Below are 21,427 nucleotides of genomic sequence, written 5' to 3'. Positions count from 1 at the left end.
TCAGCAAACGAGGTTCACCGCGCTCTCACCGCGACGTGGTGACAGACTGCATTGATGAGCGGTCACAACAGAATCGGTGTTACGGTCGTCGTTTTCGATGTCAATGGGACGCTGTCGAACATGTCCGCGATGGCGGACGCGTTCGAAGCCGTCGGCGCACCGGCCGCATCGGCGAAAACGTGGTTTGCCGGGCTCCTGCGTGATGGGTTCGTGCTTTCGACGGTGGGCGAAAGCAAACCGTTCGCCGAAGTCGCCAGAACCCATTTGACGGCGGTGCTGGGATCCGTTCCGCTGAACGGCCCGATCGATCAGGCGGCCTCATTCATCCTCGAACGGATGAGGAATCTCTCGCTGCACCCCGATGTTGTCGAGGGTATTCATTCCCTCACGGCCGCCGGCCTGTGCCTCATAACCCTGTCTAACGGTCCCACCGACATTGCCGAGAAGCTGCTCTCCGACGCCGGCATTCGGGACGAGTTCTCGCAGCTTCTCTCCGTGGAGGGCTCGTCGTCATGGAAACCGGCGGGGCCGGCATACGATGTTGCGTTTGCCGCCTCCGGGTTGTCGCCTGGGGAATTGTTGTTGGTCGCCGTGCATCCGTGGGATATCCACGGCGCCCACCGTGTGGGGATGCGCACCGCGTGGATCAATCGCGACGATGAACCGTATCCGAGCTATTTCACCGCCCCCGACCTCGTCGCGCGATCGATCACCGAGCTCGCCGACATGCTCCGATCGGCGAACTAGGCAAGCGTTCCCGCGGCCGCAACGATGTGACCGCCACGCAGGGTCTCCACGACGACGTCCGTGCAGTCCGCCTCCACGGCGGCCCAGGGATGCGCATGGATATCGGAACCGCCCAGCAGGCACGCAAGATGCGCCAACGGGCTGAGAATGGTTGCGCGCCCGGTTGTGGACTGCATATCGACAATCGCAGCCCTGCCGGGATGCTTAAGCACGGCGAGACTGGCTTGCCAGGCGGCGCGCCAGTTAGAGAACACGCTCATGGAATAGGTCGCGAGCACCGCATCCACTCCCGGTTCCCGACCCGTCTGTCGGATGACGGTGTTGACCGTGTGGGCATCGAACGATGCCGCATCGGCCTCGACCAGGCGCACCATGTGCAGACTGTTGCGTGTGACGCGGTGTCGGGCAACCGCGAGCATTTCGGGGCTTCGGTCCAACCCGATCACAAGCCCGGAAGGCCCCACCGCGGCGGCGAGCAGGGGAAAATTGAGCCCGGTGCCACAGCCCAGATCCAACACAACATCACCGGGCCGTGGCTGCAGAAGACGGATCCCGGCCACACGACCGGCCCGATAGATCAAGCGCTCCCCTGAAAGGGTGTCATAGAAGCGGGCCCCCGCCGTATACCATTCCACTGCCCGCACGGTGTTCTCCTTCACAGACGGCCCGTTACGACCTGGCCTACGCTCAACCATATGAGCGCCGCTATCTACGATTCGAGACTATTCGCGCAGCCGTGGGACTTCGTGGTTATCGGCGGAGGTACCGCGGGGCTAGTAGCCAGCCGCACCGCGGCAAGCTTCGGGGCGCGAGTTCTGCTCATCGAACCGGCTCGCCTCGGCGGAGATTGTTTGTGGACGGGATGCGTCCCGTCGAAGTCGCTGATCGCCGCCGCCCACGCCGCATCCACAGCCGTCGTCTCACAATCGTTGGGCGTGCACGCTGAAGGTGCCACGGTCGATTTCGGTGCGGTGATGAGTCACCTGCACACCGCAATGCACACGATCGCCCCCGTCGACTCCGCCGAGTCCCTCGAACACGACGGTGTCACCGTCCTGCGCGGGTCCGCCCGTTTCCTCGACAGGCGCAACCTGATCGTCGACGGCCAGACGATTCGGTTCCGGCAGGCGATGATCGCCACCGGGAGCCGTCCCCGCACCCTCGACACGGACGGCGCGGACACGCTCGCCGCGCTGACTAGCGAGACCATCTGGGATCTCACCGAACAACCGAACCGGCTCGTGGTCGTCGGCGGCGGCGCCATCGGGTGCGAGTTGGGCCAGGCACTGGCTCGCCTCGGGTCACACGTAACGCTCATCCAACGGGGTCCGCGGCTCATTCCGAAAGAATCGGCGCAGGCGGAAGCGATAGTTTCTGCCGCGCTGGTCGCGGACGGAGTTGATATCCGAAGAGGACGCACCGTGCGGCGGGTGGAAACGACTGCCGGACATGCCGGGTCCCTCACACTGGATGATGGCACGGCTGTGGATTTCGACCGCGTTCTCGTGGCCGTGGGCAGGGCGGCGGACACGGGCTCCCTGGCACTGGACAGCGCCGGGGTCAGCGTCGATGACCGCGGCACGGTGATTGTCGACGACAATTTGCGCACGACCAATACGCGGATCTGGGCGGCCGGAGATGTGACCGCACTCCCCCAGTTCACGCACACGGCCGGTGTTAACGGCAGCATCGCGGCATCCAACGCCATCCTCGGACTGAAGCGGAAGATCGACCGGCGTGTTGTTCCTCGAGTGACGTTCACCCAGCCCGAGGTCGCCGCCGTCGGCCTGCAAGCCGCCGATACCGTCACCTCCAAACACCGGGTCGTGACCATTGATCACCGCCACCTCGATCGGGCGATCACCGAAGCGACGATGTCCGGGTTCACCCAGATCGTCACCGACCGGAAAGGAGTCCTGCTCGGGGCAACGATCGTGGGCCCTCGTGCCGGCGAGTCCCTCGCCGAGGTGACCCTTGCCGTCAAGAATCGGCTTACCGCCGGCCAGATCGCCGGCACCACTCACCCGTATCCGACGTTCAACGATGCGGTGTGGAACGCCTGTGTGTCCATCGTGCGGGAACGCTTAGGCGGCGGGGCACTCCGCCGCGTGACACGCGTGTTGGCGGTTATCCGCCGTGTTCGGATGAGGTGACCGTCCGCCGTCTCAGGCCAGTGCCCGATACCCGGCAATAATCCGCTGGGTCGCGCTGACGCCGACGAAAACCGCCCAGACGATCGCGATCATCCAGGCAACCGACGGTAGGAGCAACCATACGGTGTGGATGATGATGGTCTCGGTTGCTTCCGCGACCCGGCCGAAGAACGAAAGCGACCGCCCGTCATCGATGGTTCTGCCGGTCTTTTCCGCGATAGACGAGAACGCGAGGAACGCACCCCCGTTGACGTAGTAAGCCACGAGGACGGCGAAGAAGGGCCACCACGGGGAGCCGAACTCAACGCCTGTTCCGATGCCGACTCCGAAGACGGTCGCGCCGTACACGACGAAGTCGGAGGTGATGTCCAGAAAGCCGCCGGCTCCTGATTCCGGGAGCCGTCCCTGCTTTCGACGCACTCGAGCCAGTGCACCATCGAACCCATCGGCCAGGCGCGAACCAAGCCAGAGGATCGCCGCGATCAGCCAAAGCTGGAAGCCTGCGGATACGGCGCTGGCAACACCTGCCGCAAGCCCGAGCATCGTCAGCCGGTTCGGGGTGATCCATGGCCGGTCAAGCGCCCTGGCCATTGCGGTCAGCGGGCGATCCAGGCGGCGACGCAGTGTGGAGTCAAACATGGTCATCGCTCGTTTCCTGGATGGTGGCCGTTTCGGACCGCCGTCGGGCGCGGATGCCGACGAGCGCTCCACCGATCGTCAGCGCCCCCAAGCCACCGACGGCGATCCAGAATTCCCAGCCGAGCTGCAACCCATAGGCACCGATTGCCACATAGGCCATGTCGCCGGGGATGATGCCCACGGCAGTACCCAGGGCGTAGTCGCGGCGGCGGACGGCGGTCAGGCCCGCGACGTAGTTGATGGCGGTGAACGGGATCACCGGTACCAGCCGCGCCCCAAGCACGGCGAGGAAGCCGCGGCGGCGCAACAGGTCGTCGACACGCGCCACCCGGGTGCCGGTGAATCGTTCGATTGCTTCCCGGCCCAGCCACCGGCCGAGAAAGAACGCGCAAGCAGCGCCCAGGAGGGCACCGATGTAGACCGTGATCGCGCCGACCCAGAACCCCCAGATCAGTCCGGCGAGGATGCTCAGAACAGCCTTCGGGACGGGCGCGAGTGTCGTGAGCGCGTAACCGAGTACGAATCCGATCGCCCCCAGCAGGCCTGCGGAGGTGACTGCGGAACGAAGAGTATTCACTGCCGGCAGCGGCACGAACACCCCGATCAGGGTCGCCGCAATCACAAAGACGATCAGGGCGACAAGCCGCCAGAGCACAGATCGGCCGGACCATCGCCGACCCCTTTCACGCATTCTGGACCTCCAGTGCGGACTGCTCGCCCAATGGGGATTCCGCCCGATCGACCAGAGCGATCTCATCGGGTGGGATCCGCACATGAACCAGGTCCCCTGAACGGACGGCACGAAATGCTGTCGTCTCCGCGTGCAGAGTGGCCTGTGCGATCTGGACTGTCACCAGCTGCCGGGCCCCCACCGGACGCACGTCGCTGACGGTGGCTTCGGTGCCCCCGGTCCCGTCCGTGATGATCTCGACGCTCTCCTGGCGCACAACGATGGTGCCCTTGCCGTCCGCGCCCGGTGTGCCGCCCGGAACCGGGAATGCACCCCAGGCAGAGTAATGAACCCCTGCCACGATCGTGCCGCGGATTTCGTTCTTACCGCCCATGAGGCGGCTCGCCTCCAGCGAGACGGGGCGCCGATACAGGTCTTCGACGGTGCCGTGCTGCACGAGCCGGCCGCCGCTGACCAGGACGATCGTGTCGGCGAGGGACGCGGCATCGTCTCGATCGTGGGTGACCAGGAGCACGGTCGACTTCACGAGTTTTCGCACATCGCGCAGCAGGGTGTGCATCTCAAGCCGCAACTCCACATCGAGGGCGCTGAACGGTTCATCGAGGAGAAGCACCGACGGGCGGGCCGCTAACGCTCGAGCCAGCGCCACCCGTTGTGCCTGACCGCCGGAGAGCTCGTGGGCAAATCGGCCGGCAAAGTCGTCCAGCTGCACCATGTGCAGAAACTGGGCCGCATCCGCCCGCGCCGCACGCCGTCGCGCCCCGCGGACCACCGCGGCGAATGAAATATTGTCAATGACATTCAGATGCGGAAACAGGAGCGGTCGCTGCGACACCATGGCCATGCCCCGTTTCTCGGGGACCACATGCGTGACATCCTGCCCGGCCACCGTGACACGCCCGCTGTCGGGTACTTCCAGGCCGGATACCAGTCGGAGAAGGGTGCTCTTACCCGACCCAGACGGACCCAGCACGGCAACACACTGGCCACCCTCGACGTGCAGCGACACGTTGTCCACGGCCGGAGCTCCACCGCGTGAAAATGACTTGGAGATCCCCTCCAAACAGACTGCGGCACTCATGATCCTCCTCCGGTTCGATGGCGCCCTGGGCGCTCCAGAACGGCCAGGAGCACCAGCGGCGGCAGGATTGCCGCCGCAGACAGGACAGCCGTCACGGAGGTGTTGCCGGTTCCCGCTGCGGAGGACGCCACCAGGATGGGAACGCTCACCAATTGGCCGCCGCCGATCAAGAGAGTCACGAGATAATCACTCCAGCCCACCAGGAAACCGAGGAAGGCGGCACGCGCCAGCGCCGGCGCGATCAACGGAAGGTGGATGCGCCTGACGACCTGCCTCCTCGAGGCACCTAACAACTGTGCCTCGTCCTCAACGTCCGTGTCGTAAACGCTGTAGGCGGCACGCATCGTGAACGTCGTATAGGGAAGGGCATAAACAACCAGCACCACAACGACGCCGACGACGCTGGGCGTGTGGAGCCGGAGCAGCAGCACGTTGAGACCCAGCGCGACGGCGAACGCGGGCAACGCGATGGGGGCGAACAGGAGAACGGTCAACCAACCGGAGCCGCGGATCCGGTGCACGGCGATCGCACGCGCAGCCATCGCACCCAGCGGGGTGGCGATGAGCGCTACGGCACAACCCAAGCCCACAGAGGTGAGGAACGCCTCTCCCGCACCCTGACTGATCGCCGCCATGACACCGGTGCCGCCCCACCGTGTCGGCAGAATATCCGGAAACGACCATCGGTCGGCAAAAACCCACAGCACGAGGGGAACAAGCGGAAGCATGAACCAGCAGCCCAGGCCCACCGTGAGGGTGACTCGTCCCACCCGGCCGAACCCACGCGGGCGAATCAGGCCAGGGCCGGAAAGCCGCGGCGACCGGCGCGTGTCACGCTCACGCTGGGAGGGAAGAGTTATCGCCACAATCGCATCCTCTTCAGCAGTCCGAACACGGTCAGCACCGTGATCGCAGACAGAATCACGGTGATGACCGCGATCGCCGCCGCCTCCGGCCGAGAGGTGAGTGTGACCGAGTTGTACAACCGCACGGCCATAACCGGCAGCGGTTCGGGGTAGGCACGACCCAGAAGCCAGGCCACCTCATAAGAACCGAGCGTGTACACGAAGACGATGACGGCTGAAACTGCCAGCGCCGGTGTCGCCAACGGCAGAAGGACATGGCGCAGCCGGGAGACACGGCCGGCGCCCAGCAGCGCAGCCGTCTCGTCGTAATGGTTCACCCTGCCGGCCAGGGTCCCCACGACGATGAGTGCGACGAACGCGGACTCCTTCCACCCATACTCGAGGATCGTCGCGCTCCACCAGGGGCCGCCGACGAAGGCAGGCCACTGCGTGCCCGGAACATGGAAGAGACGAGCCAGGAATCCTCCGTCACTGAGCAGGAGCCCCATCGTGGCGGCACCGACCAGATGCGGAACCGGGATCGTCAGGGCGCTGACCCACTCCACCAGCCTTCCACACCAGCGACCCTGCAGGATGACAACCGCCGCCGTGAACCCGACGACGACCGCGAGAAAAGTTCCCGCGGCCGACAGGAGGAGGGATATTCCGATTGCCAAGGGAAGCTCCGCGGTGTTCGCGAGGTAGGCGTCCGCGGATAGCCGAGGTTCCCCGACGAACGGCAACAATCCGGCGCTTTGCGCTACCAGCATCCCCAGGCTCCCCACGACGACGACGCCGACGAGGACGAGCGCCGGAAGAACGAGCAGGGCCGCATGGGCACGGTCACGTCTCCGTCGCCCGACGCGTCTTACCACGGTCGCTTCGGTCACTATGGGGACAACACGTTCTTGCGCCAACCGTCATCGATCGCGGGAACCCAGCCGGCGGAAAGCTCCGGGTTCGCGTTCTTCGAGAGAATGTCGTACCTCGGGACAACCGGCGAGATGGGGAGTTTCTGGAACTTCGCCCGGTCGCTGGCCGACAGTTTACTCAGGTCGAGGACGGTGAACTGGCCCCAGATCTTCGGATCCGCGCTGAGCGCCTGCTGCGCGGGCGACAGGGCGAGATTGGCGACGACCATCGCTCCGGCGCTGGCACCGGAGGTGGAGGGGATTGCCAGGAAGCTGGCGTTGCCGACCGTGCCTTCATCGAAGGTTGCCACCTTGGTGTCTGGCGGGTATGTGCCCTTCGCCACCAGGTCGGTCAGCGTTGCGGGCCCGTACGTCATGGTGAAGTCGACCTGTTTGTCCGCATACAACTGGTTGAGCGCATCGGAATCCTTGGGGTAGGTGATCCCGTTCTTCCACAGCGACGACTTCAGGGAGTTCAGTTCCTTGTACAGCGCCGGGGTGAGCGTGTCGTAGGCTTTTTGGCTGAACTGGAGCGGAACATTCCGGTAACCACCCGAGACGCTGTAGAGCATTTCGCGCACGAATACGGAGCCGGTGAAATCCGGCGGGGCAGGGTAGGTGAATCGGCCGGGATGCGCGGTGATCCACCGGGCAAGCCCCGCGAACGAGTGCGGCGGATCCTTGACAACGGCGGCATTGTAGGCGAGCGAGAACTGGGCCTTGTGCCACGGCGCCTCACACCCGCTAACCGGGGTCCCGAAGTCATCTTTCAGGAGTGGATCGTGGGCATCGGTGTATTTCATGTTGGGAAGCAGGGCGGTCCAGTTGCATTTCCAGGCGTCGGCTTGCTTGCCGGTGCCGAAGTTGCTTCCGTTGACCCACACCAGATCGACGGAACCGTGCGTGACGCCGGCCTGTTTCTCGGACAGGATGCGGTTCAGCGCATCTTTGGTATCGGCGACCGACACCCGTTTCAGGGTTACCCCGTCTTTGGCCGCGGCAGGGATCAAATAGTTGTCGACATAACTGTTGCCCTGCAGGTCGCCACCATACATCCACAGGTTGACGGTTTCGCCTTTGGCGGCGGACTGTACCTGACTCCACGAGGTGAAGGAGCTCGTCGAAGGGCTGGGGGCAGAGCATGCGGCAAGCCCCAAGACCGCGCTCGTCACGATGGCGGCCGTCGTCAAAGCTCGGCGGCGACTCGCTTTGGCACTGTGGCTCACTGCACCGCGTCTCATCGGTGGCTGCCGGTGCGGCGGATCGGGGTGAGTCCCACCGGGCGGGCGTGGACAGCTGTTGTCGAGGGTGTCAGCGGGAGAATACGCCGAAGTCCCACGTTCTCGACCGGGTCAAGCACGGAGTGCTGCACACAGGCTGGAATAAGTTCGCCCGTCTCCGGGTGGCTCATCGCGTACATGCACGATCCCAGCCGTTCCTGGGTCTCGTTCAGCGCCGGGTCGTCGCTGACCACTCCCTGCTTCATCAGAGCCCAGGCCGGCGCCACGACGGCCGCGTCCATGAAGTTGTGCACCACAAACGTTTTGAAGCCGACCCGTCCGGCTTTCAGTGCGCGGACAAGCCGGCGGACTCCGCCGGCGCGACGGATCACCCGTCGCGCCAGGCCCAGGAGGGGCGCGATGTCCCCGGGGTGGCCGGCCAGCGCGCGAGCAACCTTGACAGCGAGGATCAACTTGGGCACGTCGCCGAAGATCATGCCGCCGAAATGGTTCAAGAACCGATCTCGGGCGGCCAAGTCTTTCGCATCGCCTGGGTCGAGCAGGGCAGCGAAGGTTCCGTCCACACGCAACCCGACCGTTGACCGGTTGCAGCGCGGGTCACCGAACTGCGTCGCTTGCCACGGCAGCTTCTGCCCGACACCCTCCTCGATGCGTTCCCACACGCCGTCGATGGTGACCTCGTCAAAGTTTTCCTTCCACCGCCGGTCATCGCCGATGAACGCCGCCGGTTGAAACGACATCATGTCGTACGGCATCTCCAGCACATCACGGGTGACCTGACCGATTTCATCAAGGTTTGACGGTGTGACGGTCATGTTGTGGGCAATATAGGAGCTCACACCGTGTTCGCGTTTCAGGCCGAGAAACATGTCCGCGAACGCTTCCCGGAACGGATTCAACTCTGCCTCGTTGCGCGGGCGCACGGCACCTTTGCGGCCTCGCATAAGGGAATCGAAGTGGCCCGCGAAGGAGACCTTGTCAAACCGGGGAACCCCATCAGGTCCGAGAACGACGTCAAGCAAATATTGGTAGTCGAAGTCGCCGTGTGTCATCGACATCGGTTCACGCCCTTGGGCTCGCATGGCCAGCAGTGCGGCAGCGTGATCTTCCGGAGGGAGGAGACTGACCTCGCCGCCGATCAGCTGGGCGTGCGCGCGGGGTCCGCGAATCTGTTTCAGGAATGCCATCTGCGCGGCGACTTCGGTCAGGGTGTGTGCCCCATCGATGCGAACCTTGTTCGCATCTGCCGAGTGGTAACAGGGAGAACACGTCAGATTGCATTTGGGGAACACCCCGTGCGTGCCCTCGCAGCCGAGTGCGCACCGGCCCAGGAGTTGGTTAGGCGTCTTCACATGCTCTGGCAACTCGGCCCAACGCCGCTCCAATGCCGCCCGGGTATCCGGGCGCACCGGGCGCGTCTGCAGCTCCAACGCGGCCATCACCGCGAGAACGCCTCGGTGAGCGTGAAACGACGGAGTCGCTTGCATAGTCACTCCCTTGTCAACTCTCCGGGAGAGCCGGCGCCGGCGGAACATCGAGTTCGGTGCCGGCATAGTGGTTGAAATAGTTGGTGAAAAGATTTGCGGCGACGTGAACGAAGGCCTCGCTGAGATCTGCCTCGCTCCACCCCGCGGCTAATGCCTCCTGCCAGGTCGCTTCGGAAACAGATCCGGTATTGCGGGCAGCTTCACGGGCGAGGGCCGCGATGCCGGCCAGACGAGCATCGAAATCGATCCGGTCGGCCCGGATCGCAATGGTCTCATCCTCGCTGAGCCCGGCGCGCTTCGCCGAGACCGTGTGTGCCGCCTGGCAGTAATCGCAGCCGTCTTCGTTACCCACCGCCAACGCGATCGTCTCTCTGGTTCGCGGGTCGAAGGTTCCGAGCCGGCCGATGGCCGTCTGGATTCCGTCATATGCCGCGATGACGGCCGGCGAATCCGCCATGCCGGCGTGGATGTTCATCAGCCTACCCATCCGCTTCTCGAACTTCGCCACGATCTCCCGCGACTTCTCCGGTGCGTCGGCAACGGTGTGAGTGGGGATGCGAGTCATGCGTCTTCCTTTCCTAAGTGAGGCCCCGATGGTGTGTAGCGATAATGTGTCAGTACGGGCAGCACCGGGCTTTGGCATCTACCTCGACTGGGAATGTGATCCTGCCGTTCTCCCTCATCATCTGTCCCACGACAACAGTCTTATCCTGCCGGATTCTCTCCGCGGCTTCTGTGTCCCAGATCGCTGAACCGTGACCGGATGACGCCGTACCGTTCAAGCACGATCGGCCGAGCACACGAAGTGGAGGTGAAGTGCGGATGACACAGGACGTCCGAGTATCCAGGCCCTATCCTGAACGCACCGGCACTGTTGCACTCGCGCGTGTGGCGGAAAGCTGCAGCAGCGAGATCACTGCGGCCCTGTCTGGCCCCCGGCCGGCTTGGTCGCCCGAGAAACGGGAGGAGGCCCCACTGCAGCCCACACCAGGCGACCCGTTCAGCTGCCTCCGCGAGGTCGACCTGTTCGCCGACCTCAGCGCCGACGAAATCGACGCCATGAACCTGATGATCCCCGCCACCCACTACCGGGCCGGGGAACTCGTGTTCAGCCAATCTCAACCCGTGAACGCGCTCTTCATCCTCAAATCCGGGCGGGTGCGCATCTTCCGGGTCACCGAAGACGGCAAAGCGTTGACCATGGCCATCCTGGAAGCCGGCTCCGTGTTCGGTGAGATGCTGCAACTGGGCCAACGGATGTATGACAACTACGCCGAAGCGATCGAAGAATCCACCATCTGCCGGCTGAACGCCGCCGACGTCGAACGATACTTCCTTTCAGACCCGCGCATCGCCACCCGCGTCGCCCGGCTCCTCGGCGAGGAAATCGCCCGTCTCGAAGAACGCCTGACCGACCTGGCACTACGACCCCTACCCGCACGCACCGCCAGCACCCTGGTCAAACTCGCCCGCACAGCCCCCCCGGCACGATTCGGCCATGGCCCCGTCATCTCTCTCACCCATGAACAACTCGCCGGACTGCTGGGGGCAACCCGAGAAGCCACCAGCAAAGTCATGGTCGACTTCGCCACCCAGAACCTCATCAGGCAGGCCCGCGGACGCATCACCATCCTCGACCTCACCGGGCTCGGCGTGATCGCCAGGAGAACCTCGTGACCAAGACCACCGACACGATCCACACCGGTAACGACCGCCGGGTCCGTAAGTCCCCGGGAATCTGGTGGGCCGATATCCACCGATTTGAGTCCGCAATTTCCACCGCTACCCACCGGGTGTCATATCTGGTCGGTCTCGTTGCCGTATGGGTCCTCCGGAACCGTCCCGCCTGAACAGGTGGCCACAACCCCAACGAAAGGAAGACAATCATGTACCGTGCAATCTGGCATGGCGCTGTCCTGGCCGAATCGGATCAGACGGTCGAGGTCGAAGGAAACCAGTACTTCCCACCCACATCGGTAAACCAGGAATACTTCCAGAACAGTGAACTCAGCTCGGTGTGCCCGTGGAAGGGAACCGCGAGCTATTACACCGTGACCGTGGATGGCAAGACCAATCGTGATGCCGCCTGGTACTACCCGCACCCAAGCCCGGCCGCCGCCGGGATCCGCGACCACGTTGCGTTCTGGAAAGGCGTCCAGGTCGTCACCGCGCACGACGGTGACCCGACCACGGAACCTGAGCGTGACGGATTCTTCTCCCGGCTGATGAAGCACACGCACTAATCATTTGGCGAACCCCGAAAGCCGATCACAGAAAAAGGAGCCCGTGGAACAAAAGAACCCCAACACACGTGAGATGGTCGCGATGGATGACACGACCTGGGATCGGGCACTCCGCGCGGGCTGAACTGAGGACGAGCTGGCCGAAGTTGCCCGACTCCTCAACGAACGCCCTCGACAAACCCTCGGCTGGATGACACCATCAGAGCAATTCACTCAGCTCGTTGCAACGACCGGCTGAATCCGCCTCACATATGTGACAGATTGCACCTGATGGGCGGAAATACCGGCGTTGCATGAAGTGGGCACGAACCGCCATCAGGGGGAGGTCTGTTGGTTTGCGAACCACTTCAAGATCACGTTCGTGAACCGATCAGGCGAAGCGTTGCACTCCCAGGCGTGCCCGACGTTGTCAAAGGTTTCCAGCCGGACGAATGCGGGATGCGCGTGCGCGAATCGCTTCGATGTCTCGAAGGGTACGCGTGGATCTTGCCGCGAATGAATAATCAGTATCGGTATGCGGTCGGCGGCGTCATCGGCGTCCTGTCGCAGGACCCTGAGGTTGATCCGAGCCCGTATTCTCAAGGTGCGCTGAATGAACACCCGATCCAGCCCCCAAGCTGTAAAGGTGCCGAGGAGGGCCGGCATACCGGCTCGCTGGGCGCCGAAACGGATGACTGTGCGCCAGTCGGTGACCGGGGCTATGGCGATGATGGCGCGGATCATTGTGCGGTGAGTGCTGCGCGCGGCGAGTTCGAAGGCGATTGTTGCGCCCATGGACCACGCGAACAACACGATGTTGTCGGCCCCGTTTCTTGCGGCGAGATCGATTGCTGCCTCGATGTCGTGCCATTCGGCAACACCGAGGCTGGATGATCCGCCCGGGACGGTGGGTCCGTCACCGTCGCCTCGAAAGGATGGGATCATCGATGTCATTCCGAGGCGGTCGGCCACCGGTACTGACCGTAGCGCGGTCAGCCTGGTCGTACCGAAGCCGTGGATATGTATCGCCCAGGTTCCCGACGTCTCGGTGGTGGGCTTGATGATCCATGCCGGGCATAGGCCGCCACCTGGAACGGGAATGGCGACCTCCGAATGGCGACCGAGGGCGATGGTGTCAGGGCCGGGATAGATCTGCCCGGTAAAGCGGCCGACAGCGTTGCCGTGCTCCGGAAGCCGGGTCCGCACCAACAGTTTTCGGGAAACAGTTTGAGACTTGGAGTCATGGTCGATGATGTCGCCGAGGAGGAGGTGCCCGGTGGGCTGCGGGCCTTCAACCCACAGGCCATATCTGCCTTTTGCGCGAGTCAGATTGTTTGCGGGCAAGACGGCTTGGCCGTCGCCCCAGCGAACTTCAATCGGGTCAGCTTGCCGCGCCCGCACGACTTTTGCTGCGGATGCGCGGAGGTAGAGGACGCAGAGTGTCCCGAGCGCGAGTGCTGCAACGACGACGGATACGATCATCGTGGCCTATAGGTTATAGGGCGTCTGAAGTTGGGGACTTGAAGCACAAGGTAATGGGAGAGCACCGACTCCGCTTTGCCCAACGCCGTGGACATGGGACCCGTGGTGCCCGTTTGCTGGTCTCTGAGGCGCACGACAGTGTTATACAGCGTTGCCAACTCGCCGTCGTCGTCTCGCCCTCGCGGTAGCGCTCGGGGATCGAGCATCAATGTCAAGTGGCGTGCGCGGCGACGCTGCCAACTGCGTGCCGCGGCGAATAGAAAGGAAGCGAGGGTGACTAGCATTAACCCGGGATAGAACAATGGCTCGAACAGCCAATCGATGAACTGCCAAACCCCAGGCGGGAACAGGCGCCAGTGCGCGGCGGCGGCGAAGACGATCTCGTCCGCACACGCGAGGATAACCAGGGTTGCCCCGATGCGGAAGGGGATGTAGAACCTGCTGCTTCGATGTCTGATCCCCAGCAGAAGCACGGCAGCGAGGGCGCCGACGCAGCTCATGTAGATCACGACGTAGGCGAACATCGCGAACTGGTCGATGTGCATCAAGATGAAAGCGCGTCCGTCGGTGTGATCGCCCTTGCGAATGAAGGCGAACGGCACTGTGATCGCAACAGATGCCGCGACGAGTGCGATGAAGTAGGTGTGAGGGGTCCGCCCCTTGACCAGTGCCGCAATGGTGCGCGCGCCGAACCAGAATGCTGCGGTGGCTGCAAGATTCTGGAGGAGGTTCAGCCAGTTGTGGCCACCGAGGATGCCGTCCATATCGGCCGCCGGGATCAGGGCCCCGCGAAAGAGCATACCGATGGCTCCGAATAGGGTTGCGAACCAGAAGGGACGTGCCCGAGGGTCGCGGATGGCGGTAGGGATCCGCAACAGCACAAGGGCGCACAGCAGAAGGGTGGCGATTCGCTCGAGGAGTTCGGCCATGCGAGTCACCCGAATACTTGTTGGTCGTCGTAATCGCGGGGACGGTACAGCGCGTGAGCGAGCCGATACGCAACACGTTCGGCGGCCTGTTCCTCGCTTTGACCTCCAAGCAGGGCGCCGCCTGCAGGGCAGGCTGGATGCGCGAGGAGGATGTGGCCGAATTCGTGCAGAATGCTGTGGGTGCGGTATAAGGCCGAGTCGGTGTAACGGACCAGGATCAGGTCAACGTCGGACATTCTGCTCAGCGCGCCTGTGGTGTTCGTCCAGTTCTCGTCTCCCAGGGCCTGGATCCGGATGGCCTTGCCGGACTTGCTGGCAACCCGAGCGGCCAGTTCGTCCCAATCGACACCGTGTTCGAGGCGGAGATCGCTAATGGCGCGCTCAATGGTGGGCCAGTCCGGTGACTTGAGGATGTTGGAGCTTTCGCCCCGTTCCGCTGAGACAAGCCGACCTTGACCAGGCACCGCTGTGCTGCGGTACCAGGGTCGCCATTTGGGCCAGCGTGTGAGAGTACTCAACGTTTGCAGACAATCTCAGATCGACAAGCCCATAAGCCGCCTGACGACTCAGGCCCGTCGATGTTCATCGCTGAGGTCGTCGCGGGTCGCTTTCAGCGCTGCGGCGATGGCTCTCAGGGTGTGGGGGGTGGGTTGTCCGACCGAGCGCAGTGACAGGCCGGTGCTGCCCGTGGCTGCCAGCGCGTCGATGAGCTCGATCTGCGCTTCAATGAGATCCACACGATCGTCACGGTTGGGGGCTGTGAGGTATTCGTGGGGAACGTCGAAGTAGTCGGCGATGGCTTCCAGAACGTCTTGACGCATGCGCGTCGGCGCGCTGCCGTTATGCAGACTCTTCCAGGTCTCACCATCGAATGACTCACCGTGGGCGACGACGACAGCCCTCAGATCGTCAACATCGACATTGGCATCGGGCCGGGCTGAGAGGAACTGCAGCCGGCGACCCAGTTCGCTGCTATCGACTTGAATGAGCCTGCCGAAGAAGTACTCCGCTGAGACGTTGAAGAACTGCGCTAGCCCGCCCACAAGGCTTGCGCTGGGCTCGTTCTTTCGTCCATTCCGCAACTGCCCCAAATACGCGTGTGTGATGCCCACTCCTTGGCTGTTGAGCGCCTCAGCTACCGTCACATTGGTGAACGGTTTCCCCGTCTCGGGGTCCGGAGTCGACGCGAAAAGCGCATTAAGACGCCGCGCAAAGTCCGGCAACCCGGTTATCGTCATCATCTCCGACTCCAAATAAACTACCTACGAAATCCTCTTGCAAACACTACGTCTACAGTTTAGCATCGGTTTTCGAGGAACTGAACTGTAGTCGAAAGACTTCAACACCTACTCGGACCAGAGTTTAGGCCAAGAAGTATTTCAGCACTAGATCGCAGCCGATCTGACTTCCGTTCGTGTCCGGTAACTCCGGCGCGGTGATCGCGCCGGTTCACCGCACCTCACAGGAGTAGGAGGGACTGAAGTTGAGAAGACCGGATGGCACCGGAACACGCTCGGGCACACGAATCCACTCACGCGCTCGCCCACCACCACACCCGTGCTGAGCGCCCGGCCCTTGTACGCGAGGCCATCCGGCGAGATGAATTTCCATGCTCCGCGGGCCGCCCGGGCGGCGAATCGATGAGGTCCGTGTCGCACCTCATAGAGATGTCTCGTCGGCGCCCGGCCGCCCGGGGGTCCCGCGGCGACGCTGTAGGCGCAGAACGGGTTAGACCGACTGGATGGTGCACGTCGGGTTCATCGTGGAGCCTGCCGGTTGCCGCACCTGTAACGTCGTCCGTCGCATCTTTTTGGTCTTCCTGACGCACCTCATGGTCACAAGGGTCACCGCCTCATAGTGGCCCCGGGAGGAGGTCGGTATGGCGGCGAACGAAGAGTCGCGGACGGCACGGGAAGCGAAGCTCGAAGTTTTGCATGAGCGGCTGGCTGGCGCGGTAGAGGCGCTGGTGTCGGGTGAGGATTGGAAGCGAGCGTTGGAGTTCGCGGCACGGTTTCGGGCCAGGTCGTTCAACAACACGCTGCTGATCTGGACGCAGCATCTGGACGCATTCGAGAAGGGCCGGGTACCGGAGCCGTCGCCGTCGTACGTGGCGGGTTTCAAACAGTGGCAGACGCTGGGCCGTCAGATATCGGCGGGGCAGGCAGGGTACATGATCCTCGCCCCGGTCACCGGCCGCTTCGCCACGGCCACCCCACAGGATGGACAGTCCTGGCGACGCTTGGGGCGCTTCGAGAAACCCAGGCCCGGCGAGACTGTCCGCTCCCGCATGGTCGGTGCGAAGCCCGCCTACGTGTGGGATCTGTCCCAGACCACCGGCGACGTGCTACCCGAGACGCCACGCCCGAACCTGCTGCAAGGAGAGGCGCCGGAGGGCCTGTGGGATGGGCTGGCCGCGTTGGTGGCGGCGGAAGGGTTTGCCCTGTTGCGGGTGCCGCACGAGGGCATGATCGGCGGCGCGAACGGACTGACCGACTACCTGGCGCGCACGGTCGCGGTCCGGGAGAATATGGACCTGGCGGCGCAGGTGAAGACTCTCGCTCACGAGCTCGCTCACGTGCGCATGCACGGGCCGGGCAATGAGGATGCGGTTGTGCATCGCGGGATCGGGGAGGTGGAGGCCGACTCGGTGGCGTTGATGGTCGGCGCCGCACACGGCATGGACACCTCCTCCTACACGGTCCCGTACGTCTCCGGCTGGGCCGCCACCGTGGAGGGCAAAACTCCGGTCGAGGTGGTGCAGGCCACCGGCGAGCGGGTCCGCAAGACCGCCGCCGCGATCCTCGACGCCCTGCCTACCGTGCAGCTGGGCAACGGGGACCCTCCCGGCCTTGTCCGCGACACCCCGACGACGCAGCGCACCGGCCGGGAGTCCGTTTTAGCTGAGCCGGTTGCCGAGTCGGAGCGTCGCCGGCCGTCGGAGCCGGCGGCGAGGAGCTTGTGATGGTGATCGGCGACCTGCTGTCGGAGGTAACCGGGATGCGTTTGCCCGAAGCGGCGCGATTGTTTGCACAGGCGGGAGTGCCGGTGTTTCCGTGTCTGCCGGGCGGGAAGCGCCCGCTGACCGGGCACGGCTTCCACGACGCGACCATCGATACGCGGCAGGTGGCGGCGTGGTGGCGGCGGTGGCCGGGCGCGAATATCGGCATCCCGACCGGGCCGCTCTCAAGTGTGGACGTTGTCGATGTGGATGTGCACCCCGCCGGGTCCGGATACGCCGCGCTACGGCGGGCGCGGGCGGCGGGTCTGCTGTCCGGGTGGGCGGCGCTGGCGCGCACCCCGTCCGGTGGCCTGCATGTCTACTTTCCGTCCGACCCGGCACGGCCGCAACCGTCCTGGCAGGCTGCGGGCGTGCAGGTGGACTTCCGTGGTGCCGGCGGATACGTCATCGCCTCGCCCTCGGCCGGTCTCCGGCCGGATGGTCCCCGGGTCGCATATGCGCTGGTCGTCGCCTCCGGCACGACGCCGGCGCCGGTGGACGCTGCCCGGTTGCGTCACTTCCTCGACCCCCGCCCCGTGGTCCCCGCGTTCACCGCCGGTCGTCCCCGTGAGATCGACGCGAGCCGGCTGGCCGGATGGGTGGCCGCGCGGGGTGAGGGTGAGCGGAACCGGGGCCTGTTCTGGGCCGCGTGCCGTCTTGCGGAAGCCGGCACGACCCCTGCGGACGCTGTCGCGGCGCTCGGCCCGGCCGCCGAGCACGCCGGCCTGGGCCTGCCGGAAATTGCGGCGACGATCCGCTCCGCCTACCGCGCAACCCACACCGCTCCTACGGCGCCGGGCGCCGGGCAGAGTGAGTCGCCACCTCGGGTGGTACGGGTCACCCCCGACCGGCTGCTCTCGTGATCGCGCCGACTGGTCGCGGCGGCCGACTGGCGGTGGCGACGGCGGTGGCCGGGACCGTGTTCATCGCCGCGGGGGCGTTCTGGCTCTCCTTCACCGCTCTGGCCGACCTGGCCCGCCGCTCGGGGATCGCGGCGCAGGAGGCGTGGGCGTGGCCGCTGATCGTGGACGGCATCATCGTGGTCGCCACCGTCGCCATCGTCGTCCTAGCCGGGCAACCCGGTGCCTGGTATCCGTGGCTGCTGCTGGCGACAGGTGCACTGGTGTCCGTGACGGCCAACGCCATGCACGCGATCGCCGCCGCCGATGCGGACGTCCCCGGTCCCCTGGCGGCGTGTGTGGCGGCGGTGCCCCCGCTGGTGCTGCTGGCGATCACCCACCTCACGGTCGTCCTGACCAGGCCCGCCATTTCTGGCGTGGCGACGACAGCGGACGGGTCGATCCGAGAAGCGGAGAGACCGGCCGGAGCGCGCCAGGTCGCGGTACGGCTGCACGGCCAGGGACATTCGAACAAGGCCATCGCCCGGCAACTCGGCGTGCACCCCTCCACCGTGGGCCGCTGGTTCGCGGCCCTCCCCGCACCAGAAACCGCCGAGCAGCACAACGAGAACGAGGAGAACAACGCATGAATACCGACGAAAACCGGCATGGTGAGTCGGGTCACCAGGCCGACCTCCCCGCAGGAGAAGCGGCCGCAGCGACAGCCAAACTCCAGGTTCCCGCACTGGCCCGGTACCACGACCCCTCCGTGGCGCGACCGGCGACAGGCCAGCCGGCCCGCCACAGCAACCAACATGGGGTGGCCTGGGTGCGGCCCTCCGAGCTACTGGCGCAGGCCGGCAGCCGGGTGGCCGGGCGCGGCATCGACTTCCACGCCGAACTTGCCCGCCGCACCCGCCGACTGCCGGCGGATGCGGCCACGACGACGCGGCGCGTGATCAGCGCGAGGGCGCACCGGCTGCCACCGGCCTCCGCGTTCGGGCGCACCAGCACGTCACCGCAGGGTGCCGCCCGCTCCAGCATCGGGCTGCAGTGAGCTGACCATGCCCGCCCCCGGCACGGTCACGGTGACGGGGGCCGGTGCGCGCACCTGCAGGCTAGGAGGTGCCATACCGATGATCAACAAGGCCCACCCGCGCCAGGCGCGCCGGCGGTTTGAGGACTCCGAAGGGCTGCGCGCCCTGCTGACTCGCCTGCACGCCGCGGGCAGTGGCGCCTGGCGGGACGACCCGGAGGCTGCCGCGCTGATGCGGCACGCGGCCGGCCGGTATGCGGCGCTGGCCCGCAAGCACGGGCTGGACCCTTGGGAGGCCGCCGCGGCGGCGTTCGACGCGATGCGCAACCCCTCAACCCGGCGAGCGGAGGACCCGTGGGCGATGGTCACCCGCGCCGTGCAAATCACCTGTATCGCAGAAGAGCGGGCGAACGGACTTCTTTGCGCCGTCCATCAAGCCCGCCGCCCCCAGTATTCGGTCTTCCACGACGCCGAACGCTTCAGCGACCGGGAGAACCCGCTACCCGACTACCATCCAGCCTTCCACACCGACCCTGCCGCCGACGCGTTCGGTGAGGACGAGGCCGCGCCGCCCCGTGCTCCGGGCGAAGGAGCGACCAGTGTGGGCTCCGCGATTGACGACACGATCGCCCTGCTGAGGCTGCTGGGCTGGCCGGCCGAGACCGCCCGCACCGGGGTGGAGTACGTGTGCGCTCGCCTGACCGAGTCCACCTCCCGGGCCTCAGCGTTCGAGGCACTACGGCGGGACCGGCAGGCCCGTGTCTTACTCGATATGACCACAGAATCCTGGTCTGGTCTGCTGCGCGTCGTCCTCGGCGTCCCGGACCCGGACCTCGCACACACGGCCGCGGGCCGGGGTGTGCTGCTACGGCTGCTGATCGGCGAACCGCTGCGCATCCTGCTTGGCGATGACGACCTCGTGCTCGCCGTCACACTGGCCGCACCTCGAACGCTGGGGGGCGAGCGAGATGGGTAGCACGCCCGGGCACATCGAGCTGGAGCGGGCTACCGACTCCATCTGGGCCGGGAACAGGCACCGGCAGGACCTTGGCGATCTCGATCCGCTCACCGCGTCGATCGACCGGGAAGGGCTGCTGCAGCCAATCACGATCACCCCGGACGGCATGCTGATCTGCGGGGTCCGCCGCCTGGCCGCCATCAAACGGCTGGGGTGGAAGACCGTCAACGTGTGGGTCCGCTCCGGCATCTCCACCCGTCTCGGGCAACTGTTGGCGGAGCAAGACGACAACGTGCTGCACAAACCGTTGACCCAAACAGAACAAGCCGCCCTCTACCGGGAGTTGAAGGTGCTGTTGGCCGAGGATGCAACCCGCCGGCAGGAGGCGTCCCGGTTCACCGCCGGTGGACAAAATCCCAGGTCAGATGGTGCCGCCGATTCGGCGGCACCATCCACCGCGAGCGGGGACGCCCGCGAGCAGGCGGCCCTGCTCATCACCGGCCGTAAGGCGTACTCCCGCCTGGAGGAGACCGGCCGCCTCCAAGCGATCGCCGGCGACCCGGCCCAGCCCGAGCCGGTACGGGTACAGGCCGCAGCCGAGCTGGAGGCGATCACTGCCGGCGGTCCGGTGCATCCAGGACTGCAACGGGTCAACGCACGCCTGGCGCTGAGTGAGCTCGACCAGCTCGCCACCGACCAGGCCCAGCCGGCCGGAATCCGTCAGCAGGCGGCCGCCGGAGCGGCGCGAGTGCGGGAGCTGGAGGCCACCGTTCACGCCGCTGACCTGGAACGCCTCGCCGCCCAAGCCTTGCGGCGCGCGAAGGCCGCAACCAAGAAGAGGAAGCACCCCATCCCCGGCGCCCAGCGTCGCCTGGACGACGGCGAGCCGGTGCTGCTACCGCTTCGCTCGTTCCTCTACCTCTGGGACGACCTGGGCGGCTGGTGGAACCGCTACGACGCCGCCCAGATCGGCGCCGCCCTCACCGACTGGCAATGGGAACAATTCTTGGCGACCCTGGCCGGCACGACCGCGTTTGCGCAAGCGGCCCGCACTGCCCGAGAACAAGCCACCCCGACGGTCGCTACCGGCTAACCCTCGGCTAACCCGCCGAACGGCCGCGCGTCGGCAGAGGGTGTGTGGTGTGCACCTTCCCGGCGTCAGTACGCC

Annotated in this window: 23 protein-coding genes; 10 read left to right on the top strand and 13 right to left on the bottom strand. The window is 65.3% G+C overall.

The window, feature by feature from the left end:
• Positions 1-54: 54 nt before the first annotated feature.
• Positions 55-747, top strand: coding sequence for a haloacid dehalogenase type II (locus tag QU604_RS09090; RefSeq protein ID WP_308468483.1), 693 nt, complete (start codon positions 55-57; stop codon positions 745-747).
• Here the strand turns inward: QU604_RS09090 and QU604_RS09085 are convergent.
• Positions 744-1,391 carry a class I SAM-dependent methyltransferase gene (locus tag QU604_RS09085; protein ID WP_308468482.1) on the bottom strand — a complete coding sequence of 216 codons (648 nt, stop codon included), beginning with the start codon at positions 1,389-1,391 and terminating at the stop codon, positions 744-746. The two genes, QU604_RS09090 and QU604_RS09085, sit on opposite strands and share 4 nt — an antisense overlap.
• Positions 1,392-1,442: 51 nt before the next feature.
• Here QU604_RS09085 and QU604_RS09080 point away from each other — a divergent pair, with 51 nt between their 5' ends.
• On the top strand, positions 1,443-2,900 hold the full coding sequence (locus QU604_RS09080) for a dihydrolipoyl dehydrogenase family protein (protein WP_308468481.1): 1,458 nt from the start codon (positions 1,443-1,445) through the stop codon (positions 2,898-2,900).
• A gap of 12 nt (positions 2,901-2,912) precedes the next feature.
• On the opposite strand, the gene QU604_RS09075 is transcribed toward QU604_RS09080, so the two are convergent.
• From QU604_RS09075 to QU604_RS09040, 8 genes are read right to left on the bottom strand one after another with little or no spacing between them, the layout of a single operon-like run.
• Complete coding sequence (locus QU604_RS09075; RefSeq protein WP_308468480.1) at positions 2,913-3,545, bottom strand: CDP-alcohol phosphatidyltransferase family protein; 633 nt, start codon at positions 3,543-3,545, stop codon at positions 2,913-2,915.
• The gene (locus QU604_RS09070; RefSeq protein WP_308468479.1) at positions 3,532-4,230 is read right to left on the bottom strand and encodes a TVP38/TMEM64 family protein; all 699 of its coding nucleotides are present in this window, start codon (positions 4,228-4,230) and stop codon (positions 3,532-3,534) included. Before QU604_RS09070 ends, QU604_RS09075 begins: the two co-directional genes overlap by 14 nt.
• Entirely contained in the window at positions 4,223-5,311 is a 1,089-nt protein-coding gene (locus tag QU604_RS09065; RefSeq protein WP_308468478.1) for an ABC transporter ATP-binding protein, read from the bottom strand. Before QU604_RS09065 ends, QU604_RS09070 begins: the two co-directional genes overlap by 8 nt.
• Positions 5,308-6,177, bottom strand: a complete 870-nt coding sequence (locus tag QU604_RS09060) for an ABC transporter permease (protein ID WP_308468477.1) — start codon at positions 6,175-6,177, stop codon at positions 5,308-5,310. The genes QU604_RS09065 and QU604_RS09060 overlap by 4 nt, the downstream gene beginning before the upstream one ends.
• Positions 6,168-7,046, bottom strand: coding sequence for an ABC transporter permease (locus QU604_RS09055; RefSeq protein WP_308468476.1), 879 nt, complete (start codon positions 7,044-7,046; stop codon positions 6,168-6,170). Before QU604_RS09055 ends, QU604_RS09060 begins: the two co-directional genes overlap by 10 nt.
• Complete coding sequence (locus QU604_RS09050; protein ID WP_308468475.1) at positions 7,046-8,293, bottom strand: ABC transporter substrate-binding protein; 1,248 nt, start codon at positions 8,291-8,293, stop codon at positions 7,046-7,048. The genes QU604_RS09055 and QU604_RS09050 overlap by 1 nt, the downstream gene beginning before the upstream one ends.
• 11 nt (positions 8,294-8,304) lie before the next feature.
• On the bottom strand, positions 8,305-9,795 hold the full coding sequence (locus tag QU604_RS09045; RefSeq protein WP_308468474.1) for a hypothetical protein: 1,491 nt from the start codon (positions 9,793-9,795) through the stop codon (positions 8,305-8,307).
• A 13-nt stretch (positions 9,796-9,808) separates the two neighbouring features.
• Positions 9,809-10,360, bottom strand: coding sequence for a carboxymuconolactone decarboxylase family protein (locus QU604_RS09040; RefSeq protein WP_308468473.1), 552 nt, complete (start codon positions 10,358-10,360; stop codon positions 9,809-9,811).
• A gap of 257 nt (positions 10,361-10,617) precedes the next feature.
• On the opposite strand from QU604_RS09040, the gene QU604_RS09035 reads away from it, so the two are divergent.
• Both QU604_RS09035 and QU604_RS09030 read left to right on the top strand, forming a co-directional pair.
• Positions 10,618-11,472: a Crp/Fnr family transcriptional regulator gene (locus QU604_RS09035; RefSeq protein ID WP_308468472.1), complete on the top strand. Its 855-nt coding sequence runs from the start codon at positions 10,618-10,620 to the stop codon at positions 11,470-11,472.
• A gap of 209 nt (positions 11,473-11,681) precedes the next feature.
• Positions 11,682-12,038 (top strand): DUF427 domain-containing protein, encoded by a 357-nt coding sequence (locus QU604_RS09030; RefSeq protein ID WP_308468471.1) that lies wholly within the window; start codon positions 11,682-11,684, stop codon positions 12,036-12,038.
• Between the two features lie 315 nt (positions 12,039-12,353).
• Here the strand turns inward: QU604_RS09030 and QU604_RS09025 are convergent, their stop codons facing one another.
• The 4 genes from QU604_RS09025 to QU604_RS09010 are packed head-to-tail and all read right to left on the bottom strand — an operon-like array spanning position 12,354 to position 15,669.
• Positions 12,354-13,499: an alpha/beta hydrolase family protein gene (locus QU604_RS09025; RefSeq protein ID WP_308468470.1), complete on the bottom strand. Its 1,146-nt coding sequence runs from the start codon at positions 13,497-13,499 to the stop codon at positions 12,354-12,356.
• Positions 13,496-14,428: a hypothetical protein gene (locus QU604_RS09020; protein WP_308468469.1), complete on the bottom strand. Its 933-nt coding sequence runs from the start codon at positions 14,426-14,428 to the stop codon at positions 13,496-13,498. Before QU604_RS09020 ends, QU604_RS09025 begins: the two co-directional genes overlap by 4 nt.
• Before the next feature lie 5 nt (positions 14,429-14,433).
• Positions 14,434-14,946 carry a hypothetical protein gene (locus QU604_RS09015; protein ID WP_308468468.1) on the bottom strand — a complete coding sequence of 171 codons (513 nt, stop codon included), beginning with the start codon at positions 14,944-14,946 and terminating at the stop codon, positions 14,434-14,436.
• A gap of 48 nt (positions 14,947-14,994) precedes the next feature.
• Positions 14,995-15,669 (bottom strand): helix-turn-helix domain-containing protein, encoded by a 675-nt coding sequence (locus tag QU604_RS09010; RefSeq protein WP_308468467.1) that lies wholly within the window; start codon positions 15,667-15,669, stop codon positions 14,995-14,997.
• 638 nt (positions 15,670-16,307) lie between these two features.
• Here QU604_RS09010 and QU604_RS09005 point away from each other — a divergent pair.
• The 6 genes from QU604_RS09005 to QU604_RS08980 all read left to right on the top strand — a co-directional run bounded on the left by QU604_RS09005 (position 16,308) and on the right by QU604_RS08980 (position 21,352).
• Positions 16,308-17,390, top strand: coding sequence for an ArdC-like ssDNA-binding domain-containing protein (locus tag QU604_RS09005; protein WP_308468466.1), 1,083 nt, complete (start codon positions 16,308-16,310; stop codon positions 17,388-17,390).
• On the top strand, positions 17,390-18,289 hold the full coding sequence (locus QU604_RS09000; RefSeq protein ID WP_308468884.1) for a bifunctional DNA primase/polymerase: 900 nt from the start codon (positions 17,390-17,392) through the stop codon (positions 18,287-18,289). The genes QU604_RS09005 and QU604_RS09000 overlap by 1 nt, the downstream gene beginning before the upstream one ends.
• Positions 18,290-18,321: 32 nt before the next feature.
• Positions 18,322-18,915 (top strand): DUF2637 domain-containing protein, encoded by a 594-nt coding sequence (locus tag QU604_RS08995; protein ID WP_457852547.1) that lies wholly within the window; start codon positions 18,322-18,324, stop codon positions 18,913-18,915.
• Positions 18,912-19,322, top strand: a complete 411-nt coding sequence (locus tag QU604_RS08990; RefSeq protein ID WP_308468464.1) for a hypothetical protein — start codon at positions 18,912-18,914, stop codon at positions 19,320-19,322. The genes QU604_RS08995 and QU604_RS08990 overlap by 4 nt, the downstream gene beginning before the upstream one ends.
• Before the next feature lie 79 nt (positions 19,323-19,401).
• Complete coding sequence (locus QU604_RS08985; RefSeq protein WP_308468463.1) at positions 19,402-20,277, top strand: hypothetical protein; 876 nt, start codon at positions 19,402-19,404, stop codon at positions 20,275-20,277.
• Positions 20,270-21,352 (top strand): ParB N-terminal domain-containing protein, encoded by a 1,083-nt coding sequence (locus tag QU604_RS08980; protein WP_308468462.1) that lies wholly within the window; start codon positions 20,270-20,272, stop codon positions 21,350-21,352. The genes QU604_RS08985 and QU604_RS08980 overlap by 8 nt, the downstream gene beginning before the upstream one ends.
• Positions 21,353-21,427: the final 75 nt, after the last annotated feature.

Source organism: Rathayibacter sp. SW19 (assembly GCF_030866825.1).
GTDB classification, from domain to species: domain Bacteria; phylum Actinomycetota; class Actinomycetes; order Actinomycetales; family Microbacteriaceae; genus Rathayibacter_A; species Rathayibacter_A soli.
This window is presented reverse-complemented; position numbering and strand designations above follow the sequence as displayed.